The organism is Pseudomonas sp. 2024-210 (assembly GCF_045062345.1).
Taxonomy (GTDB): Bacteria; Pseudomonadota; Gammaproteobacteria; order Pseudomonadales; family Pseudomonadaceae; genus Aquipseudomonas.
Map to the genome: position 1 here is coordinate 1 of NZ_JBJGEJ010000009.1, position 19306 is coordinate 19306.

17 protein-coding genes are annotated in these 19306 nt (G+C 56.0%); 9 read left to right on the forward strand and 8 right to left on the reverse strand.

The window, feature by feature from the left end; all coding sequences use genetic code 11:
* Positions 1-140 precede the first annotated feature (140 nt).
* On the reverse strand, positions 141-1418 hold the full coding sequence (locus ACI7MX_RS14140; RefSeq protein ID WP_314492474.1) for a Zn-dependent hydrolase: 1278 nt from the start codon (positions 1416-1418) through the stop codon (positions 141-143).
* Between the two features lie 40 nt (positions 1419-1458).
* The gene (locus ACI7MX_RS14145; RefSeq protein WP_405589494.1) at positions 1459-2946 is read right to left on the reverse strand and encodes an NCS1 family nucleobase:cation symporter-1; all 1488 of its coding nucleotides are present in this window, start codon (positions 2944-2946) and stop codon (positions 1459-1461) included.
* A gap of 594 nt (positions 2947-3540) precedes the next feature.
* On the opposite strand from ACI7MX_RS14145, the gene hydA reads away from it, so the two are divergent.
* The 3 genes from hydA to preA are packed head-to-tail and all read left to right on the forward strand — an operon-like array spanning position 3541 to position 7683.
* Positions 3541-4980 (forward strand): dihydropyrimidinase, encoded by a 1440-nt coding sequence (gene hydA / locus ACI7MX_RS14150; RefSeq protein WP_314492468.1) that lies wholly within the window; start codon positions 3541-3543, stop codon positions 4978-4980.
* A gap of 60 nt (positions 4981-5040) precedes the next feature.
* Positions 5041-6408 carry an NAD(P)-dependent oxidoreductase gene (locus ACI7MX_RS14155; RefSeq protein WP_405589491.1) on the forward strand — a complete coding sequence of 456 codons (1368 nt, stop codon included), beginning with the start codon at positions 5041-5043 and terminating at the stop codon, positions 6406-6408.
* Positions 6409-7683: an NAD-dependent dihydropyrimidine dehydrogenase subunit PreA gene (gene preA, locus ACI7MX_RS14160; protein WP_314492462.1), complete on the forward strand. Its 1275-nt coding sequence runs from the start codon at positions 6409-6411 to the stop codon at positions 7681-7683.
* Between the two features lie 165 nt (positions 7684-7848).
* On the opposite strand, the gene ACI7MX_RS14165 is transcribed toward preA, so the two are convergent.
* Positions 7849-8469 (reverse strand): TetR family transcriptional regulator C-terminal domain-containing protein, encoded by a 621-nt coding sequence (locus ACI7MX_RS14165; RefSeq protein ID WP_314492459.1) that lies wholly within the window; start codon positions 8467-8469, stop codon positions 7849-7851.
* 118 nt (positions 8470-8587) lie between these two features.
* On the reverse strand, positions 8588-8947 hold the full coding sequence (locus ACI7MX_RS14170; protein ID WP_405589487.1) for a hypothetical protein: 360 nt from the start codon (positions 8945-8947) through the stop codon (positions 8588-8590).
* Between the two features lie 250 nt (positions 8948-9197).
* Between ACI7MX_RS14170 and csrA the strand changes: the two genes are divergently transcribed.
* The 3 genes from csrA to ACI7MX_RS14185 all read left to right on the forward strand — a co-directional run bounded on the left by csrA (position 9198) and on the right by ACI7MX_RS14185 (position 10999).
* Positions 9198-9392 (forward strand): carbon storage regulator CsrA, encoded by a 195-nt coding sequence (csrA, locus tag ACI7MX_RS14175; RefSeq protein ID WP_122782212.1) that lies wholly within the window; start codon positions 9198-9200, stop codon positions 9390-9392.
* Between the two features lie 253 nt (positions 9393-9645).
* Complete coding sequence (locus ACI7MX_RS14180; RefSeq protein WP_314483904.1) at positions 9646-10200, forward strand: DUF1269 domain-containing protein; 555 nt, start codon at positions 9646-9648, stop codon at positions 10198-10200.
* Positions 10201-10447: 247 nt separating this feature from the next.
* A complete protein-coding gene (locus ACI7MX_RS14185; RefSeq protein ID WP_405589483.1) occupies positions 10448-10999 on the forward strand; it encodes a hypothetical protein in 552 nt (183 codons plus the stop codon).
* Here ACI7MX_RS14185 and ACI7MX_RS14190 read toward each other — a convergent pair whose 3' ends face one another.
* Positions 11000-11320, reverse strand: a complete 321-nt coding sequence (locus ACI7MX_RS14190) for a YbjQ family protein (RefSeq protein WP_314483900.1) — start codon at positions 11318-11320, stop codon at positions 11000-11002.
* Between the two features lie 283 nt (positions 11321-11603).
* On the opposite strand from ACI7MX_RS14190, the gene ppnN reads away from it, so the two are divergent.
* Complete coding sequence (ppnN, locus tag ACI7MX_RS14195) at positions 11604-12977, forward strand: nucleotide 5'-monophosphate nucleosidase PpnN (RefSeq protein ID WP_314483898.1); 1374 nt, start codon at positions 11604-11606, stop codon at positions 12975-12977.
* A 65-nt stretch (positions 12978-13042) separates the two neighbouring features.
* On the opposite strand, the gene ACI7MX_RS14200 is transcribed toward ppnN, so the two are convergent.
* Both ACI7MX_RS14200 and ACI7MX_RS14205 read right to left on the reverse strand, forming a co-directional pair.
* Positions 13043-13738, reverse strand: a complete 696-nt coding sequence (locus ACI7MX_RS14200; RefSeq protein ID WP_405589475.1) for a glycoside hydrolase family 19 protein — start codon at positions 13736-13738, stop codon at positions 13043-13045.
* A 390-nt stretch (positions 13739-14128) separates the two neighbouring features.
* Positions 14129-15049 carry a LysR family transcriptional regulator gene (locus ACI7MX_RS14205; protein ID WP_405589472.1) on the reverse strand — a complete coding sequence of 307 codons (921 nt, stop codon included), beginning with the start codon at positions 15047-15049 and terminating at the stop codon, positions 14129-14131.
* Positions 15050-15353: 304 nt separating this feature from the next.
* Here ACI7MX_RS14205 and ACI7MX_RS14210 point away from each other — a divergent pair, with 304 nt between their 5' ends.
* Both ACI7MX_RS14210 and ACI7MX_RS14215 read left to right on the forward strand, forming a co-directional pair.
* Complete coding sequence (locus tag ACI7MX_RS14210) at positions 15354-16079, forward strand: DUF969 domain-containing protein (protein ID WP_314483891.1); 726 nt, start codon at positions 15354-15356, stop codon at positions 16077-16079.
* Complete coding sequence (locus ACI7MX_RS14215; protein ID WP_405589468.1) at positions 16076-17026, forward strand: DUF979 domain-containing protein; 951 nt, start codon at positions 16076-16078, stop codon at positions 17024-17026. Before ACI7MX_RS14210 ends, ACI7MX_RS14215 begins: the two co-directional genes overlap by 4 nt.
* A 26-nt stretch (positions 17027-17052) precedes the next feature.
* On the opposite strand, the gene ACI7MX_RS14220 is transcribed toward ACI7MX_RS14215, so the two are convergent.
* Positions 17053-19155, reverse strand: coding sequence for a TonB-dependent receptor family protein (locus ACI7MX_RS14220; RefSeq protein WP_405589465.1), 2103 nt, complete (start codon positions 19153-19155; stop codon positions 17053-17055).
* Positions 19156-19306 lie beyond the last annotated feature (151 nt).

Here is a 19306-nt window from a genome sequence, read left to right on the forward strand (position 1 = left end):
ACAGCGCGGTGTCAATGTAGCCGCTGCCAAGGCACGAAGGCTGCGATCGAGCGCGAAGCGGTCGCAAACGATGCCACCTCGCAGCGCCAGGTTTTACGACGGCTCTGCCGCCGATCGCAGCCTTCGTTCCTCGTCAGCGGCTACAGGGCCCGCGCAAAACCTGTCTTCGAGGCTGCCAGCATCGCCTTGAGCAAGACCGCACACCCCGCCGCCAGATCCTTGGGGTCGGCATTTTCGATTTCGTTGTGGCTGATGCCACCTTCACACGGCACAAATATCATCCCCGCCGGGCCCAGCTCGGCCAAAAAGATGGCGTCATGCCCTGCGCCGCTGACGATGTCCATGTTAGACAAACCCAGTTCATTGGCCGCATCGCGCACGGCATTGACGCAATCGTCGTTGAAGTACAGCGGTGGAAAATCAGCCGTCGGGGTCAGGTCAAAGCTCAGGCCATGTTGCTCGCAGGTGGCTTCGATGACCTGACGCACTTGAGCAATCATCGCGTCAAGGCGCTCGGGGATCAGATGACGAAAGTCGAGGGTCATGCGCACTTCGCCGGGAATGACGTTGCGCGAGCCGGGATAAGCCTGCAGGCAGCCGACCGTCCCGCACGCATGCGGTTGATGGCCTAGCGCAGCCTGGTTGACGGCCGCGACCACTGCCGCCGCGCCGACCAGCGCATCTTTGCGCAGGTGCATAGGCGTTGGCCCTGCGTGTGCTTCCACACCGCGCAGGTTGAGGTCGAACCATTTCTGGCCCAAGGCACCGAGCACCACGCCGATGGTTTTGCGTTCATCTTCGAGGATCGGACCTTGCTCGATATGCGCCTCAAAATAGGCACCGACCGGGTGCCCGTTGACGGTTCGACTGCCTGCGTAACCGATGGCATTCAGTGCCTCACCGACGGTCACGCCGTCGGCATCGGTTTTGGCCAGTGTTTCTTCCAGCGTAAATTTATCGGCAAACACCCCGGAGCCCATCATGCAGGGGGCAAATCGCGAGCCTTCTTCGTTGGTCCACACCACGACTTCCAGCGGTGCTTCAGTCTGAATATTCAAGTCATTAAGGCTGCGCAGCACTTCAACCCCCGCCAGCACCCCATAGCAGCCGTCAAACTTGCCGCCCGTGGGTTGGGTGTCGATGTGGCTGCCGGTCATCACGGGCGGCAAGTCGGGATTGGTACCCGGCCGCCGGGCAAAAATATTACCCACCGCATCGACGCTGACGGTACACCCCGCCTCTTCGCACCAGCGCACAAACAGGTCTCGGGCCTGGCGGTCGAGGTCGGTAAGGGCCAGGCGACAGACGCCGCCTTTGACCGTGGCACCCAGTTGCGCCAATTCCATCAATGAGGCCCACAGGCGCTCGCCGTTGATGGTTGCTTTGCGATGCTGCTGAAGGTCGTGTGCTGCGTTCATGGTGGTTTCCTCAGGCAGTTTTTATTGAGTGTTTCAAGCTTTAAATAGCGCCTTTGACGGCCGCCGTCTGTGGGCTGCTCAGGCGGAACAAAGCGTAATAAATGGCAGCACCCAGCAGTGAGCCGGTAAACCAGCCGAAATCGTAGAACCAACTGAATGAACTGCTACCCAGCGACATCAGCGTCAGGGCAACGGGCACACCGAAGGCAATAAAACCGTTCCAGTTCCAGGCGGGGTACACGCCATCGACATAAAGCCCGGCCAGGTCAAGCCGTTGCTGGCGGACGATAAAGTAGTCCACGACCATGATCCCGGCGATGGGCCCCAGCAGGCTGGAGTAGCCCAGCAACCAGTTGGAATACACGGTTTCGAGGCTGACATCCGAAACCAGCAGGCCCAGTTTTTTCAATAATTCGTGGGCCATCAGGGCCAGCCCGACCAGACCGGTCAATATCACGGCTTTGGTGCGGTTGATCAGCTTGGGTGCAATGTTCTGGAAGTCATTGGTCGGTGAAACAATAATGGCCGCGGTATTGGTCGACAACGTCGCGATGATGATCAAGGCCATCGCCAGGGCTACCCAGCCCGGACTCTGGATGTGGCCGATCAGACTCACCGGGTCTGACACCGTCACGCCCACCAATTTTTCGGAGGCGGCGGTCAACACCACACCCAACGCCGCAAACAGGAACATGGTCAGGGGCAAGCCCAAGATCTGCCCCAGAATCTGGTCTTTCTGGCTTTTGGCGTAACGACTGAAATCCGGAATGTTCAGCGACAAGGTCGCCCAAAAGCCGACCATGGCGGTCAGGCCTGCAAAGAAATAGCCATACACACTGGCTCCTTCAGGGCGCTTGGGTGGTTGAGCCAGCAATTCGGTCATCGACACGTTAGGCAATGCCCAGACCAGCAAACCGATACCCACCAGGACCAGCAAAGGTGCCGACAGGGTTTCGAGCCATTTGATCGACTCGGCACCGCGCAACACGACCCAAAGATTGAGCGCCCAAAAAATCATGAAGCCGATCACCTCACCCGTACCGCCCAGACTTTTCCAGCCCTCGAATACCGATCCCAGAAACAGATGAATGGCCAATCCGCCAAATAACGTCTGAATGCCGAACCAGCCACACGCCACCAACGCCCGAATCAGGCAGGGCACATTGGAGCCGATAATGCCGAACGAAGAACGGAGTAATACGGGAAAGGGAATGCCGTATTTAGTACCGGGAAAAGCATTAAGTGTCAGGGGAATCAGAACAACGATATTGGCAAACAAGATGGCCAGCAGTGCCTCGCCCACACTTAACCCGAAGTAAGCCGTCAATACGCCGCCCAATGTATAGGTGGGCACACAAATCGACATGCCCACCCATAACGCGGTGATATGCCATTTGTTCCAGGTGCGCTCATGAACTTTAGTGGGCGCCATGTCGTGGTTATAGCGAGGACTTTCAAGAACTTCAGGGCCAGCGTCCAACTCGTACAAACCGTCCCGTTCGGTGACGTGTGATCTGCTCGATTGCATGCTCGTTCACTCTCTTTTTTTATGTTCTTCAAGCCCTGCGCTTTAACGCAATGCGGCTCACTTGGCTGACACGGTTGATCCGGTAGTGCCAACCACAATCAAGAACTGTGCCGACTTACCTAGTCCTTGCGATATTCCACGGCTCAACGGTGCAACTGCCTGGTTTAACAGCTAATAAGCATTTGCCGAAATAGCACTCATTCTTGTTAAGCGCAGGGTGTTACCCCCGTGGAAAAAATCCATATAACAAAACGAAACAAGTCGGTGCACGCTTAATTATTTTAAGTGCTTATCAGGTTCGACTTTAGGCACCTCAAACGCCTGATTTCACGTAAGAAACTTCGCTTATATTTGAATCCTGTCAAGTGCGTCAAAATGGTGAGCGCATGCACCATTTTGGTTATTTATAAAATAAATACTTATAAAACAATGAGTTAGGTCATTTATAAAACATTAAAAATAAAGTTTGATCATTTCTTAATAACCCACTAGATTTCATTCCTGACACCAGTGACAGGAATCACGACTGCACCGTGCTGGTAATAACAACACTTAGAACCGGCACTTAGTCGGTCTGCCTGCGAGGAACTCCGTATGTCACTGTTAATCCGTGGCGCTACGCTTGTGACCCATGATGAAAGTTATTGCGCTGATGTTTATTGCGCCGACGGTCTAGTCCGCGCCATTGGAACCGATCTTGATGTTCCGGCCGGGTGTGAAGTTCTTGATGGCAGTGGTCAATATTTACTTCCCGGCGGTATTGATCCACACACTCACATGCAACTTCCGTTTATGGGCACGGTGGCCAGCGAGGACTTTTTCACGGGCACGGCGGCCGGTCTGGCAGGCGGCACCACCTCCATTATTGATTTTGTGATTCCCAATCCGCAGCAATCTTTGCTGGAGGCTTTTCATCAGTGGCGGGGCTGGGCTGAGAAGTCAGCCTCGGACTACGGTTTTCACGTCGCAATCACCTGGTGGAGTGAACAGGTTCGCGAAGAAATGGCCGAGTTGGTCAGCCATCACGGCATCAACAGTTTCAAACATTTCATGGCGTATAAAAACGCCATCATGGCCGCCGATGATACGTTAGTGGCCAGCTTCGAACGCTGTTTGGAACTGGGCGCGGTGCCCACGGTGCATGCTGAAAATGGCGAGCTGGTGTATCACTTGCAACGCAAGTTGCTGGCTCAAGGCATGACCGGCCCTGAAGCGCATCCGCTGTCGCGCCCTTCGCAGGTGGAAGGTGAAGCCGCCAGCCGGGCGATCCGCATTGCACAGACCATCGGCACTCCCTTGTATCTGGTGCATGTATCGACCCGTGAAGCGCTGGACGAAATCACCTACGCCCGCCGTCAGGGCCAACCTGTGTATGGCGAAGTGCTTGCGGGGCATTTGCTCTTAGATGAAAGCGTGTACCAGCACCCAGACTGGCAGACCGCAGCCGGCTACGTGATGAGCCCGCCCTTCCGCCCGCGCGGCCATCAAGAGGCGCTTTGGCAGGGTTTGCAATCGGGCAACCTGCATACCACGGCCACCGATCATTGCTGCTTTTGCGCCGAGCAAAAGGCAGCCGGGCGCGATAATTTCAGCCTGATCCCCAACGGCACAGCGGGGATTGAAGACCGCATGGCAGTGCTGTGGGATGAGGGGGTGAACACGGGCCGCCTGTCGATGCAGGAGTTTGTCGCACTGACATCCACTAACACCGCCAAGATTTTCAATATGTACCCGCGTAAAGGTTCGATCCGGGTCGGCGCCGATGCCGATTTGGTGCTGTGGGACCCAGCGGGTACTCGCACCATTTCAGCGAAAACCCACCATCAAAAAGTCGATTTCAACATTTTTGAAGGCAAAACCGTGCGCGGTGTTCCGAGCCACACCATCAGCCAGGGTCGAGTGGTATGGGCCGATGGCGATTTACGAGCAGAACGTGGTGCGGGTCGTTATATCGAACGTCCGGCCTACCCGGCGGTGTTCGACCAACTGAAAAAACGCGCAGAGCAGCACCCTCCCGTGGCGGTTAAACGCTAAGTCAATAAAAACCACTGTCCGAAAGAGGCAGAAGCTTCCCACAACCGTGAGGCACTCACCGTGATCAAATCCCTGAATCATTTGCCGCATCCCCATCAAGATGCGTTGGTATTGGCCAGTCAGTTCACTGATCTGGCGCCGCCGTTGACCGCCCGACAGGCCGTACTGGAAAGCTCGCGCTGCTTGTATTGCTACGACGCGCCCTGCGTCAACGCATGCCCCAGCGACATTGATATTCCATCGTTTATTCGCAATATCCAGCAAGAAAACGTGCAAGGCGCAGCGCATAAAATTCTTTCGGCCAATATTCTGGGCGGCAGTTGTGCCCGCGTGTGCCCCACTGAAGTCCTGTGCCAGCAAGCCTGCGTACGCAATAACGAGCAAGAGTGCGCACCGGTATTGATCGGTTTGTTGCAGCGTTATGCCGTCGACCACGCCCAGTTCAGCGAACATCCCTTTAAACGGGCGCAGCCGACTGGCAAGCGTATCGCCGTGGTGGGTGCAGGGCCTGCCGGGCTGGCCTGCGCTCATCGACTGGCGCTGCATGGTCATGAAGTGGTGATTTTCGAAGCTCGGGAGAAAGCGGGCGGGCTCAATGAATACGGGATCGCCAAATACAAATTGGTGGACGACTTTGCCCAGCAGGAAGTGGACTTTGTTCTGGAAGTTGGCGGAATCGAAGTGCGCCACGGTCAGCGCTTGGGTGACAACCTCAGCCTCAGCGAGCTGCATCAACGCTTCGACTCGGTCTTTTTGGGCATTGGCTTGGCAGCCAGCCGTCAGTTGGGCCTGCCCCACGAAGACGCACCCGGCCTGTTGGCCGCGACCGATTACATCCGCGAATTACGTCAGAGTGATGACTTGACCCAATTACCACTGGCCGAGCGCTGCATCGTGCTGGGTGCCGGTAACACGGCCATCGACATGGCCGTTCAAATGGCCCGCCTGGGTGCGCGGGAAGTGAATTTGGTGTATCGCCGCGGGCTGGCGGACATGGGGGCTACCGGTCATGAACAAGACATCGCCAAAGATAATCAGGTGCGATTGATGACCTGGGCGCAGCCCGACGAGGTGTTACTGGATGAGCACGGGCAAGTCCGTGGCATGCGCTTTGCCCGTACCCGACTTGAAAACGGGCGGCTACAGCCAACCGGCGAAACCTTCGAACTGGCTGCCGACGCGGTGTTCAAGGCCATCGGCCAGGCATTTGACGAAACGGCGCTGAGTGATCCACTGGCAAGCTCACTCAATCGGATCGGCGACCGCATCGAGGTCGACGAGCAATTGCGCACCAGCGTGGCCGGTGTGTACGCCGGTGGTGATTGCACATCGCTGGGTCAAGACCTGACCGTGCAGGCTGTACAACACGGCAAGCTTGCCGCTGAAGCCATTCATGCCCAACTCATGCTCAATCAGGAGGCTGCGTAAATGGCCGATCTATCGATTAACTTCGCCGGTATCAAAGCGCCCAACCCTTTCTGGCTGGCTTCTGCCCCGCCGACCGACAAAGCCTACAACGTGGTGCGTGCCTATGAGGCGGGCTGGGGCGGCGTGGTCTGGAAAACCCTGGGTGAAGACCCGGCAGCCGTCAACGTATCCTCACGTTATTCAGCACACTTCGGGCCTAACCGCGAAGTCATGGGCATCAACAACATTGAGCTGATTACCGACCGCTCGCTTGAAATCAACTTGCGCGAAATAACCCAGGTCAAAAAGGACTGGCCCGACCGCGCACTGATTGTGTCGCTGATGGTGCCGTGCGAAGAAGCGGCGTGGAAACACATTTTGCCGCTGGTTGAAGCCACGGGCGCTGATGGTATCGAACTGAACTTCGGTTGCCCTCACGGCATGCCCGAGCGCGGCATGGGCGCAGCCGTGGGCCAGGTACCCGAGTACGTCGAGATGGTCACGCGCTGGTGCAAAACCTACTGCTCGCTGCCGGTCATCGTCAAGCTGACGCCCAATATCACCGATGTGCGCCTCAGTGCGCGCGCGGCACACCGTGGCGGTGCCGATGCGGTGTCGCTGATCAACACCATCAACTCAATCACCAGTGTTGACCTTGAGCGCATGGTGGCGCTGCCGGTGGTGGGCACTCAAAGCACTCACGGCGGGTATTGCGGTTCGGCAGTCAAGCCGATTGCACTGAACATGGTGGCAGAAATCGCCCGTGATCCTTTGACCAAAGGCTTACCGATTTGCGGGATTGGTGGCATTGGCAGCTGGCGTGATGCGGCAGAATTCATCGCATTGGGCTGTGGGTCAGTGCAGGTGTGTACGGCCGCGATGCTTCACGGATTTCGCATTGTCGAAGAGATGAAAGACGGTTTATCACGCTGGATGGACAGCCAAGGCTATACCAGCCTGGATGATTTTTCCGGGCGAGCCGTGGGCAATACCACTGACTGGAAATACCTTGATATCAATTATCAGGTGATCGCCAAGATTGATCAGGACGCCTGTATCGGCTGCGGACGCTGCCATATTGCCTGCGAAGACACCTCGCACCAGGCCATTTCCAGTGTGAAGCTGGCGAACGGAACCCATCGCTATGAAGTGATCGACGATGAGTGCGTCGGTTGCAACTTGTGCCAGATCACCTGCCCCGTCGCTGATTGCATTGAGATGGTGCCTCACAACAATGGCTTGCCGTTTCTGGACTGGAACCACGACCCGCGCAACCCCTACCGCGTGGCATCCTGAGGGAGGGTGTAACGCACTGTAGTCGCTGACGAAGGCTGCGATCGAGCGCGAAGCGTTCGCAAAGTGGGGGCCCCTCGGTGTCTCTGGTTTTGCGACGTCTTCGCCGTCGATCGCAGCCTTCGTTCCTCGTCAGCAACGACGAAAATTCGCGCTCTCTCTCCACCCTTAGGGCTCCAGCCCGATACCTCGCAAAATCACGCTGGTCACTGTGTGCACAGCGCGCTCGTACTGAATGTCCGACAAGGGCTGATGGTCATTGAGGATATTCACTTGATGATCAAAGTCGGCGTAATGCTGGGTTGAAGCCCAGATCATGTACAACAAACTGGCCGGCTCTACCGCCAGAATTCGTTTATCGGCTACCCACTGGCGGATTTTCGCTTCTTTCATCTTGGCCCAGTCATACAGGCTGGCATCCAGCGTCTGGCCCAAAGACGGCGCACCATGAATGATTTCGTTGGCCCATACCTTCGAGCCATAGGGCCGTGTGCGCGAATGGTTCATTTTGGCCCGGATGTAGCTGCTGAGCACCAGACGTGGGTCATCGTAGGTTTCAAAACACAGTGCGTCCTGCTTCCACACGTCGAGCAAACCTAATAACACCGCGCTGTACAGCTCGGTCTTGGTGCTGAAGTAGTAATGCAGATTGGAACGCGGCAGTTGCACTTCAGCGGCAATGTCCGCCATTGCCGCACCCGCGAACCCCTTTTCAGCAAACACCTTCTCTGCGCCGATCAGGATTTTTTCAACATTGCTTCGACGAATCTGGATCTTGTGATTGCTCATTCCCTTAATGCCCTTAACGTCGTGCATCGTCGGCGAACACCCGGACAGATCCGCGAATAAATAAAACGTAAAAGCGCCAGCTTGCAGCTACGCTCACTCTGCATGTGGCGCTTTTGGTTTATTGGTTGCTGGCGGGCAATTCAATAATGTTGGTTTCAATGCCGTCCAGCTTAGGCTTTAGCTTCATCTTTTCCTGCGTCTCCAGGGCTTGAGCCTGGGTCGCGAACGGCCCGATCAGGAAATGCTTAACACCGTCATGTTCGTAAATATAGGGGGTGAAACCATGTTCCATGAGCCTGCCCGTGGTATCGGTGATGGTTGCGCGCTGGCCCTCAGTAATCTCCAATGCCCAGTGAGCAACAGGCGCCTGTGCTACCGTTGACTCCGAAGCTGCTTTAGCCGGCTGGATTTTATCGTTAGACTCCTGACCGCAAGCCGTCAAGGCCAATATTGCTGTCATCACGATGACTTTGCGCACTGCATTTCCCCTATCTGTTTGAGTGGGGCGATTTTATCACCGGGACAGTGCATTTGCTCTCCTTGAACAAATCCAATACGCCCTTATTAAAGGTCTGTACCAAGATATTCCCGCACTCAGGGAATTTAACCCTTGGCGAGGACGTCTGTAATGAGCGGCGCATTTATATCCACTTAGCAGTATTCTGTAGCCATGAACGAAGCCGCACCGTCTCAGAGACGTACCTTACAAAGCCATCAAGGAGAAAAAAATGCTGATACTCACCCGTAAAGTTGGTGAAAGCATAAACATCGGTGACGATATTACGATCACTATTTTAGGTGTCAGCGGGCAACAAGTCAGAATCGGCATCAATGCGCCGAAAGATGTGGCTGTCCACCGTGAAGAGATTTATCAACGCATCCAGGCTGGCTTGACTGCTACAGACAAGGTAGATCCGTCCTAAGCGTTCGAGGTATCAGCCCTCGAACCGAGTGTCAGGGCTGCTCAGCCAGCCCTCCTCTATTCACGCCCCTTCCCTCCCTGCAATGACATTCACTCGCCATTGTTACCAAAGCACTCGCAGAATCCTCCTCTCGACTTGACCGTTTTAAGGTTAGCGACCACGCTCTTTCCTCGCAGAAGGTCAAACAGTCCAGCGTGTGACTTACCTTCGTAAGCGTCAGCCCGACCTTGGGCTGGACCTGTACAGTCAAGGAATGAAAGACATGTCAGATTTAATCGTTGTGGGATTTCCAGATACTGAAACAGCCGACCGCGCCCTTACCAAACTCGCCTCGTTGGGCAAAGAACATTTGGTAGAACTTGAGGATGCCGTCATTGTTGTACGCAACGCAGAAGGCAAGGTTCATATCAAGCAAAGCGTTAATCTGAAAGCCTTGGGAGCAACCTCGGGCCTGGTTACAGGGGGCCTTTGGGGCGCGCTGGTCGGTCTGTTGTTTCTCAATCCTTTAGCCGGCTTCGTGATCGGCGGCGCGGCAGGGGCCGGAATGGGCGCCCTATCCGGTTCGATGGCCGATTACGGCATTGACGACGACTTCATCAAAAATCTCAGCGAAACCATTCCAAAAGACTCGTCCGCCCTGTTCGTTCTGTTGCGCAAGTTCCAACCCGAAAAAGTCCTTCAGGAACTTGAACAGTCAGACTTCAAAGGCAAGGTGCTGCGCACGTCCCTGTCGCCTGAGCAAGAAGAAAAGCTTCAGCAAGCCCTTTCAAAACATGCTGCTGCGGCACCTGTTACCACTACGATCTAAATATTGCCCCCCCCTTCGCGCCCTGCGCGCTTGATTCGGCTGCCCCCAGGGCAGTCGAATTCATTCAACTATTTATGTAATAAATTCAAATAGTTAACTTCTTGGTCGAAAAGCATTTTTACTGCTTACTGTGGCCGCTTGCTTTTGCACCCGCCAGAATCCTGCCCCTCATCTGTATGCAGATGACGTTGAGCAGGTCAGAGCATTCCCCATCCCCAGCAAGCGCACACAGAAAAGAGCACCGATAATGCTTAACTCACAAAAATATGCGAAACACTTGGCCTCACTTTTAGTATGCCTGGCAATCCCTTTCACGGCGGTTGCTGAAACGCGAATTTCAGGCCCTTTCATTCTCGAAAATAAATCCGAAGGCGCCCTTGAGCTCTATGGCGTGATTCAGGGCGAAAGTTATTTGGCCGAGATGTTACTGAATCCACACGCCGAGAATCCGAACAACCCTCACCGTTGGAACAATGAAGCCGAACTCATGGCTCAAACCAATCTTCAAGAGGTTGTGATGCCTGACGTTAACCAAAGCGGTTTGATCACCCGCAAAGACGCCCCCCAGCAATGCCTGGCAGATCTTTTAGGCGGCGGCATCGTCATGTGGGTCGATGATGAGGCGAGCTGCACTGTTTGGAAGAACGGAGGCGCAGGGCTGATTACTTCAGTCATTTCCGGGAAAAAGCCTCAGCTCACCTACCTTCCCTTCAACGCTTATCCCGGCAAGCTGATCACACACAACCCATCCTCAGTCGTGGTTGTGCGCACTGACCTTATGCAACCTGTCGCACCCTGATCAGTTCAACCGCACCGCCGTCCCCGTAGCGAACACCACCAGCATGCCGCCTCTGCCGGAAGGCATGCTGATTTCAAAGTTCAGCCCCACAATGGCGTCAGCTTGAAGATGCTGCGCCCTTTCGCGGATTTCATCCGTCACCTCAGCACGCGCCTCTTTCAATGCCCGCTCCAGGGTCTGAGAGCGCCCACCAAAAAAGTCCCGCACTCCAGTAAAAAAATCGCGCACGACATTAATGCCGTGAACGGACTCTGCACTGACGACCCCCAGATACTCGGTGATCTGGCGGCCTTCAATCCTGTTTGTCGTGGTAATAATCAATGGGGTGCCCCTTGGCGAATGCTCATTTTGAACCGAAGCTTATCTCAGACACTCACAGCTTTGTCGCGATCCGGCAACCGAACAGGTCGATACTGGCCTTATACGCCGGCAGTGTTACTGTAGGGAAAAACCGCAACCAGCCTCATCTGCGGCGACTATGCTGAAAGTGACAACAACCAAAGCCGTAAGAGTTGGGACCTCTCGCCCGGCACTAGCGAATCGCTGATAGGGATTAAACAGCTACGCCACGCCATTTTTCGATCCCGCTCACAGGAAGCCCACAATGGTTCAAAGACACGTCATCAATGCTTCGGTAAGCCCTAAGGGCAGCCTGGAAACTTTATCCCAACGTGAAGTTCAGCAACTGAGTGAGGTTGGCTCGGGCAGTAGCTACACGCTTTTTCGTCAATGTGTACTGGCCATTCTCAACACCGGCGCCCACGTCGATAACGCTAAAACCATTCTTGAGGCGTATCAGGATTTCGAAGTGCGGATTCACCAGCAAGACCGGGGGGTACGCCTTGAGCTGCTAAATGCCCCGGCCGATGCCTTTGTCGATGGCGAAATGATCGCCAGCACCCGCGAAATGTTGTTCAGCGCCCTGCGAGACATCGTGTACACACAAAGCGGTCTCGACAGCCCGCGCATCGACCTGAGCAGTTCGGCGGGCATCACTGACTATGTGTTTCACCTGCTGCGCAATGCCCGTACGTTGCGCCCCGGCGTCGAGCCCAAAATTGTGGTGTGCTGGGGCGGCCACTCGATCAATACCGAAGAATACAAGTACACCAAAAAAGTGGGCCACGAACTGGGCCTGCGCAGTCTGGATATCTGCACGGGTTGTGGGCCAGGCGTGATGAAAGGGCCGATGAAGGGCGCAACCATTTCCCACGCCAAGCAACGCCTCACAGGCGGGCGTTATCTGGGACTGACCGAGCCGGGCATCATCGCAGCCGAGGCGCCCAACCCCATCGTCAACGAACTGGTGATCCTGCCGGACATCGAAAAACGCCTGGAAGCGTTTGTACGTGTTGGCCACGGCGTCATCATCTTCCCGGGCGGCGCCGGAACCGCTGAAGAGTTCCTTTACCTGCTAGGGATTTTGATGCATCCGGACAACCGAGACGTGCCATTCCCGGTGATCCTGACAGGCCCCCGAGAAGCCGCACCGTACTTGCAACAGTTGCATGAGTTTGTCGGCGCCACGTTGGGCGAGACAGCCCAGCAGCACTACCAGATCATCATTGACAACCCGGCAGAAGTTGCCCGGCAAATGACCGCAGGCCTCAAAGCGGTTAAACAATTTCGCCGCGAACGCAATGATGCGTTTCACTTCAACTGGTTATTGAAAATCGATGAAGGGTTCCAGCGCCCTTTCGACCCGACTCACGCCAATATGGCGGACCTGCAATTGCGCAGTGACCTGCCGCCCCACGAACTGGCAGCTAATTTGCGCCGTGCATTCTCAGGAATTGTGGCCGGTAACGTGAAAGAAAAGGGTATTCACCTGATCGAGCAATATGGGCCTTATAACATCCACGGCGACACGGCCATCATGAAGCCACTGGATAAATTACTGCATGCATTCGTTGAACAACACCGTATGAAACTGCCCGGTGGCGCGGCCTATGTGCCGTGTTATCGCGTCGTCAGTTAACACGCGGTGACGAGGCTCGCTGAGCAAAAGCAGAGATTCTCTTTGCACCTGGCCTGGCGGGCCTTTCAATCAAACCCGACGTTACAAGACAAAACATCCAAGGCCTTCTCAAACACCGCCAAACGCTGTGCATGGCCATTAAGCCCACCATTGATCGCTCGCGTCAGCGCTTCGAAATCTTGACCGTCGGCGCAGGCATTAAGCTGGCGTGATGACCAGTACCACCCTGCAGACGCTACCGCGCCAGGCCATTGTTCCAAGAGTTGTGGGGTCGTTAACAATCGTTCGTCGCCAAACAGGCCGAGGCTGCATAGTTGATAGTTACTTTTACCGGTGATTTGAATCAAACCCCTGCCGCGATATAGCCAGCCCTCTCCTGAGGTTTCTGAACCATTGCCCAAACGATTGCTATAGACCCGATTGGCAATGGCCTCTGGTTGACGGTGCAGTTTTTGCGCATCGCTGTTGGGCAGCCTGCGCACACGCCCGCCGTCCATGACCGTGATGTATTGCCCGGCACTGTTGCGTTGCGCGAACCGTGTGCCCCACGTGGCGGCAAGGCCATCAGCGCTGTAGTTGAGGTTTTCAACCAGCGCTGTAAAACCGGCACTTTCATGACCCACCTGCGCTATAAAAGCCGCCAGGCGCCGGGGGGTATCAATCGTATTGGCGCGCGTGACAGCTTGCATGATGGGTAAATAAACATCTACAGACGCTGCACTTTTGGGGAATAACTGTATGAACACTTCACGGTTCAACATAAGGACCAACTCTTAATCAATGAAAAATTAAAAGTTAAGCACTCATGCTTTTTGACCCAAGGCAGGAATTAAGCCGGAGAACAAACCTACGCAATTAAGAGAGCTGTCTTACGTTCGCTCAGCGGCTAGAGGCCGGTTTCAACCCGGCGGAATCGTCGCCAACAAACCAATGCCAATGGTTAACACTAAAAAGCCGCCCAGAAACCATCCCATCTTGCCCATGTCATTTCCCCTGTTACACGTTCGTAAGAAAACAGGCGCAGAACATCAACTGATCCCATGTGAGCGTTGCTGTGTACTCGACGTTCTGGTCTGTCTCGAAAGGTTGTGAATCATTCTGCTCCGCTATCTGCACACATAACAGTCGCAGATAACACGAAAAAATACGGATCAGTTGATCGGCAAGATGAGATGTTCAGGCAGGACACTGCGCTGATAATCAGCCACCACTGTCTGGCTCAAGTTGACCACCGCTTCGTTCAGCTCCAGCCCGGCGCCCACCCGCCAACTGGCGTACACCGAAAAACCCGGTGCAGTTTCAATGGCCAAGGCACGCAACGCGCCACTGTGCAGTTCACGACTGACCAGTACCGGCGGCAAAGCGCCAATACCAAAGCCATCGGCGACCAGCTTGATCATCGCCGCCACTGAATTGATACAACTGATGCGCGGTGTGGCGATGCCGTGCTGATGCAAGAAGTTGAGCATGTCCTGATGCGGTCGCGAGTGCCTTGAAAACGTCAACAAACGTTCCTGACACAAGTCCGCAAGGCTGTCATAGGGCCTGTCCAACGCGCCATTTCGTGCCACCACCCAACTCAGCGGGTAGCGGGCCAATTGCACATTACGCACCCCGTCAGCCCTTAACAGGTCCGTCTGGAAGATCAAGTCCAGCTGGCCTTTGAGCAACTGTTCACTGAGGTTCAGCGCCGTGTCAGCCGTCAGTTCGACTTCGACCTGAGGATAGTCACGACTCAAGGCGCTGATCAGCTCACTCAGCCAGCTGTGAATCACGGTGTCCATCACCCCGATGCGCAACCGTCCGGTAAAGCTGTCCGCCTGCCCCAATGACTGGAGCAAGCGCTGTTGGGTGGCGAGCATTTCTTCGGCGTAACCCAGTACTTTATGGCCTTCGCGCGTCAGGTTCACGCCTCGGGAATCACGCAAGAACAATTGCACGCCCAGCTCGGTTTCAAGCACTGAAATGCGGCTCGAAATAGCCGCCTGGGTGCTTGAAAGCTTTTCTGCAGTGAGTCGGAAACTGCCAAGGCGGGCCACCCAGACGAATGTCAGTAGAAATCGCATATTCATGTAGGACATCCCACCCAGTTAAAACAGTGTGCCACTGTAAACGCTCACTGTGCCTTCAAGCCAGACCGCTTAAGTCGGTGATTGATAAAACTTTTTTGTTCGGCGGCGACAACTTTTTTTGACTGGACGCATCGCCCAAAGCCCCCAACCATGTGGGTCAGTCGCCATTCCATGAGCGTCCACAATAAAAAAACACGCTGAGTCCGGCAGCGTACCGATTTTGTGAAAGTGTGCCTGACCGCTTTCGCCTTGCTCACACCAGCCTGCCCTGGTGAGTCGCAATCAGCTAAGGGACCTTACCCTCATGCAAACCGTCGTAAATCTTTGGCCCTTGATCGGCGTGCTCGTCATCATCATGGGCTTTTTGCTGCGTTTCAATCCCCTGCTGGTGGTGAGTGCGGCAGCCATTGTCACCGGGCTTGCGGCCAACTTCCCGCTGGAAAAAATCATCAGCGAAATGGGGGAAGGGTTTCTGCAAACCCGGGCTTTGCAACTCATTCTGTTATTGCCTCTGGCGGTTATCGGCTTATTGGAACGCCACGGTCTGCGCCTGCACGCACAAAACTGGATCGCAGGCTTTCAACGGGCCACCGTGGGGCGGTTGTTGATCATGTACCTGTTTTTGCGGGAAACAACCGCTGCGGTAGGCCTGACCAGCCTGGGCGGACACCCGCAAATGGTGCGCCCGCTATTGGCCCCCATGGCCGAAGGCGCCGCCGAAAACAAGTACGGCAAACTGCCGCCCGCCGTTCGGCAAAAGGTACTGGCCATGTGCGCAGCCACGGACAATATCGGTTTGTTCTTTGGCGAAGATGTGTTTGTGGCCTTTGGGGCGATTGCCCTGATGCACACTTTTTTGCTGGGGTCGGGCCTCGATGTCGAACCGCTGCACATCGCGTTTTGGGGTATTCCCACGGCCATTTGTGCCTTTATCGTGCACGCACTGCGGCTCTATCGCTTTGACCTGATGCTGGCGCGCAGCCTGACCGACGTTGCCCAGGCTGACGACTCCAGGGAGCTGGCCCGATGATTGTTTCTATCCAGTATTTCTATTGGCTGGCCGGGGCGCTGTTGCTGATCACCGCCGGCATGATTGTGTCCGATCGCAACCATCCAAAGCGCTGGACCAGCGCACTGTTTTGGGCGTTGTTCTCAATGGTGTTTCTGATCGGAGATCGCTTGTCGCCCTTTGTGGTTGGGGTGGGCGTACTGGTGATGGCGGGTATTGCCGGCATTGGCGGTGTCGGCCGTGGCGCGCATGCCGAGCTGCCGGTCAAAGCGGCCCGCGCCAGCGCCGGGCGTCTGGGCCACCAGTTGTTTATCCCGGCATTGTCGATCCCGCTGATGACGGTTATCGGCACGGTGCTGCTCAAACATGTGCAGATCGGCGGCGTCCCCCTGCTCGATCCGAAGAACACCACCTTTGTGTCGTTAGGGCTGGGCTGTCTGGTCGCCTTGATACTGGCCTGTATCTTGACCCGCGATACGCCACTGCAAGGTTTGCGTGAATCCCGCCGCCTCACCGAAGCCCTGGGCTGGACCATGGTGCTCCCGCAAATGCTGGCCATGCTCGGCCTGCTGTTCAATGACGCCGGTGTCGGCACCGCGGTTGCTCACGTCACCACGGCGTACATCAACATGGACTATCGCTTGATCGCGGTGATGGTTTACGTGCTCGGCATGGCGCTGTTCACCATGATCATGGGCAACGGCTTTGCCGCCTTCCCGGTCATGACCGGTGGTGTCGGCGTACCGGTGCTGGTGGGGATTTATGGTGCCAACCCCGCCGTGATGGCCGCGATTGGCATGTTCTCCGGCTATTGCGGCACGCTGATGACGCCGATGGCGGCCAACTACAACATGGTGCCCGTCGCGCTGCTGGAACTGCCGGACAAGTACGCCGTGATCAAAGCGCAAATACCCACGGCGCTGGTGATGCTGGTGGTCAACATCGTACTGCTCTATCTGCTGATGTAAGGCCTGTCTACGCCAGGCCCGCCGGGTCAGAAGTGGTAAGCCACACCGGTGGTGACGTTAAAGGGATCGCCCACAAAGAAATTCGCCGAGTCCTGCCCTTTGGCGTCATAGGTGGTGTTAGCGGCCGTGGCGTAGCGTTGATTGGTCAGATTGCGGGCATCGACAAACACCTCCCACTTTTTGCTCGGCGCTTCATAGCCGATTTTGGCCCCCCACAGCACATAGGACGGGGCGCTCAGGGTGTTGGCGAAGTCCACGTAATAGCTGGACGCGGCGCGCGCATTGAGTTGCGCGTAGAAGCCCGAGGCCTGACGGTATTGCAGCTCGGCCTGGTACACCTGACGCGGCAGGCCCGGCAACTCATTGGCGCCGAATACCGGGTCGTTACGGTAGTGGAAATCGTTATAGGTATAGGCCTGACGTAACGCCAGGCTGTCGCCGTTCTGATTCTCCCAGAGCAAGGCGTTCAACCCTGCCTCGATGCCTTGGTGAATCGTAGCGCTGCCATTGGAGGTCGCGATCAGCTGATCTTCGGTTGCACTGGCCGGGCGTACCACCACAGAGAGCAATTCCTTTTGCACCCATGAGCGATAGACCGTCAGGCTGCCGTCGAAGATACCGCGCCCACCCCGAATACCGAACTCCACAGTGTTGGCCTTTTGCGGACGCACATCACGGATATACGGGGTGCCGGTGCTGCCCAACTGCCAGGTCACAGGCGGGTCAATGGAGCGGCTGACGTTGCCGAACAGCTCGAATTCCGGGGTCAGCTGATAGCGCAGCCCCACGCGCGGCGCCCAGTCATACTCACTGTATTCAACGCCACTGGGAAACTCGCTGGTGTTGACGCTGGTGGTGTACTGAATGTCGGCCTTGCGTTTGATATCGATCCACGACACGCCGCTCGACAGCCAGGTACGCTCGCCCAACTGCAACTCGTTACCCACCGAGAACACCGTATCGCGCGAGCCGGTGTAATCGGTTTTTTGCAGCGTCTGGCCGGTGGCGCGGCTGTGGGATTTGACGTCGGCCAACCAGGCCCGGGTGGTGCTGAACGTGACGTTGCTGTCGCTGGGCAAACCCAGGAAGGTATCGCCGGTGCGCAGGTAACGCAGGGTCAGGTTGAGGTCTTTGGAGCGCCAGTCCTGCGGCTGGGCGGCATAGCGCCAGCCGTTGAGCAACGGGTAATCGTTATAGCCAAGGCCGACTTCCAGCTTGGCATCGTCATCAAAGGTGTAGGTGGTTTTGCTGCCGAGCAAGGTCGAGCCGTCTTTTTTGCGCCCGAACGGCACCTCGTTACTCTTGGGATCATGCTTGAGTTGGTACTTGGTCAGCGCGTTACCTTGGGTCAGGGTTTCTTCGCGATAACGCAAGAAGAAACGGGTTTGCAGCTTGGGGCTGAACACATGCCCGAAGTTGGCCACCAGCCCCTGACCTTTGTTGGAAGTGTCGTGCTGATAACCGTCGCGTTCGTTGTGCAGCACACTGACGTAGTAATCACTGTCGCCCACCACCCCACCCGTGCTGAGCTGCTGTTTGCGATAACCAAAACTGCCCGCTTCCAGGCGCACGGAGTTACCCGGATCGGTGCGCCCGGTCTTGCTGACCATATTGATCGCACCTCCCAGCGACAACGCCGAATACAAATAGGCATTGGCGCCATAAAGCACTTCGGTGTGATCAACCGACGCCATGTCGAGCATATCTTCCTGAGTGCCGCCCGGCCCGGTGAGGGGCAAGCCGTCAAACAGGAACTTAATGCCCAACACATAGCCTTGATAAAACGTGTTGAGGCCCGAGCCGCGTATCGAAATTTTATTGGCGCCCGAGCCGCTGGTAGCCTGGGCAAACACACCGGGTTGCAAGGCCAGCACATCTTCGGCGTTGGCGGCCCTGCCCTGCTCTATGACGTGGTTATCCACCACCGCGGTATTACCGGCGATTTTCTTCAATTGTTTCTCGGCCTTCTGCGCTTCACTGGCGCCAGCGCCCTGAACCACCACCGTGGCCAGTGTCGGATCTTGCGCAGCCACACTCATGCCCTGTACCAGCATCAACAGCGCCCCCAGGCTCGACGCCGTGGCAAACGGGTGGAGACGCTGAACATTTTTTCCGGACTTTTTCCACATCAATTCAATACTCCGCACCGACTCAATAAGGGGAGCATCTATGGGCATAGTCTGGCTCTGACAGGCACTTTGCAGGGTTCATGCCAGCGCAAAAAACCCGAAACAGGGGTCTAGAAAGCGTGTGTGAACAGCTACAACCCGACACTTTGTT

What these genes read in the sequence shown, in the direction of transcription:
- ACI7MX_RS14165 (WP_314492459.1), bottom strand. Translation starts at nt 8,469, where the DNA reads ATGAGCAATCACAAGATCCAGATTCGTCGAAGCAATGTTGAAAAAATC.
- hydA (WP_314492468.1), top strand. Translation starts at nt 3,541, where the DNA reads ATGTCACTGTTAATCCGTGGCGCTACGCTTGTGACCCATGATGAAAGT.
- ACI7MX_RS14220 (WP_405589465.1), bottom strand. Translation starts at nt 19,155, where the DNA reads ATGTGGAAAAAGTCCGGAAAAAATGTTCAGCGTCTCCACCCGTTTGCC.
- ACI7MX_RS14180 (WP_314483904.1), top strand. Translation starts at nt 9,646, where the DNA reads ATGAAAGACATGTCAGATTTAATCGTTGTGGGATTTCCAGATACTGAA.
- ACI7MX_RS14210 (WP_314483891.1), top strand. Translation starts at nt 15,354, where the DNA reads ATGCAAACCGTCGTAAATCTTTGGCCCTTGATCGGCGTGCTCGTCATC.
- ACI7MX_RS14205 (WP_405589472.1), bottom strand. Translation starts at nt 15,049, where the DNA reads ATGAATATGCGATTTCTACTGACATTCGTCTGGGTGGCCCGCCTTGGC.
- preA (WP_314492462.1), top strand. Translation starts at nt 6,409, where the DNA reads ATGGCCGATCTATCGATTAACTTCGCCGGTATCAAAGCGCCCAACCCT.
- csrA (WP_122782212.1), top strand. Translation starts at nt 9,198, where the DNA reads ATGCTGATACTCACCCGTAAAGTTGGTGAAAGCATAAACATCGGTGAC.
- ppnN (WP_314483898.1), top strand. Translation starts at nt 11,604, where the DNA reads ATGGTTCAAAGACACGTCATCAATGCTTCGGTAAGCCCTAAGGGCAGC.
- ACI7MX_RS14200 (WP_405589475.1), bottom strand. Translation starts at nt 13,738, where the DNA reads ATGTTGAACCGTGAAGTGTTCATACAGTTATTCCCCAAAAGTGCAGCG.
- ACI7MX_RS14140 (WP_314492474.1), bottom strand. Translation starts at nt 1,418, where the DNA reads ATGAACGCAGCACACGACCTTCAGCAGCATCGCAAAGCAACCATCAAC.
- ACI7MX_RS14145 (WP_405589494.1), bottom strand. Translation starts at nt 2,946, where the DNA reads ATGCAATCGAGCAGATCACACGTCACCGAACGGGACGGTTTGTACGAG.
- ACI7MX_RS14215 (WP_405589468.1), top strand. Translation starts at nt 16,076, where the DNA reads ATGATTGTTTCTATCCAGTATTTCTATTGGCTGGCCGGGGCGCTGTTG.
- ACI7MX_RS14185 (WP_405589483.1), top strand. Translation starts at nt 10,448, where the DNA reads ATGCTTAACTCACAAAAATATGCGAAACACTTGGCCTCACTTTTAGTA.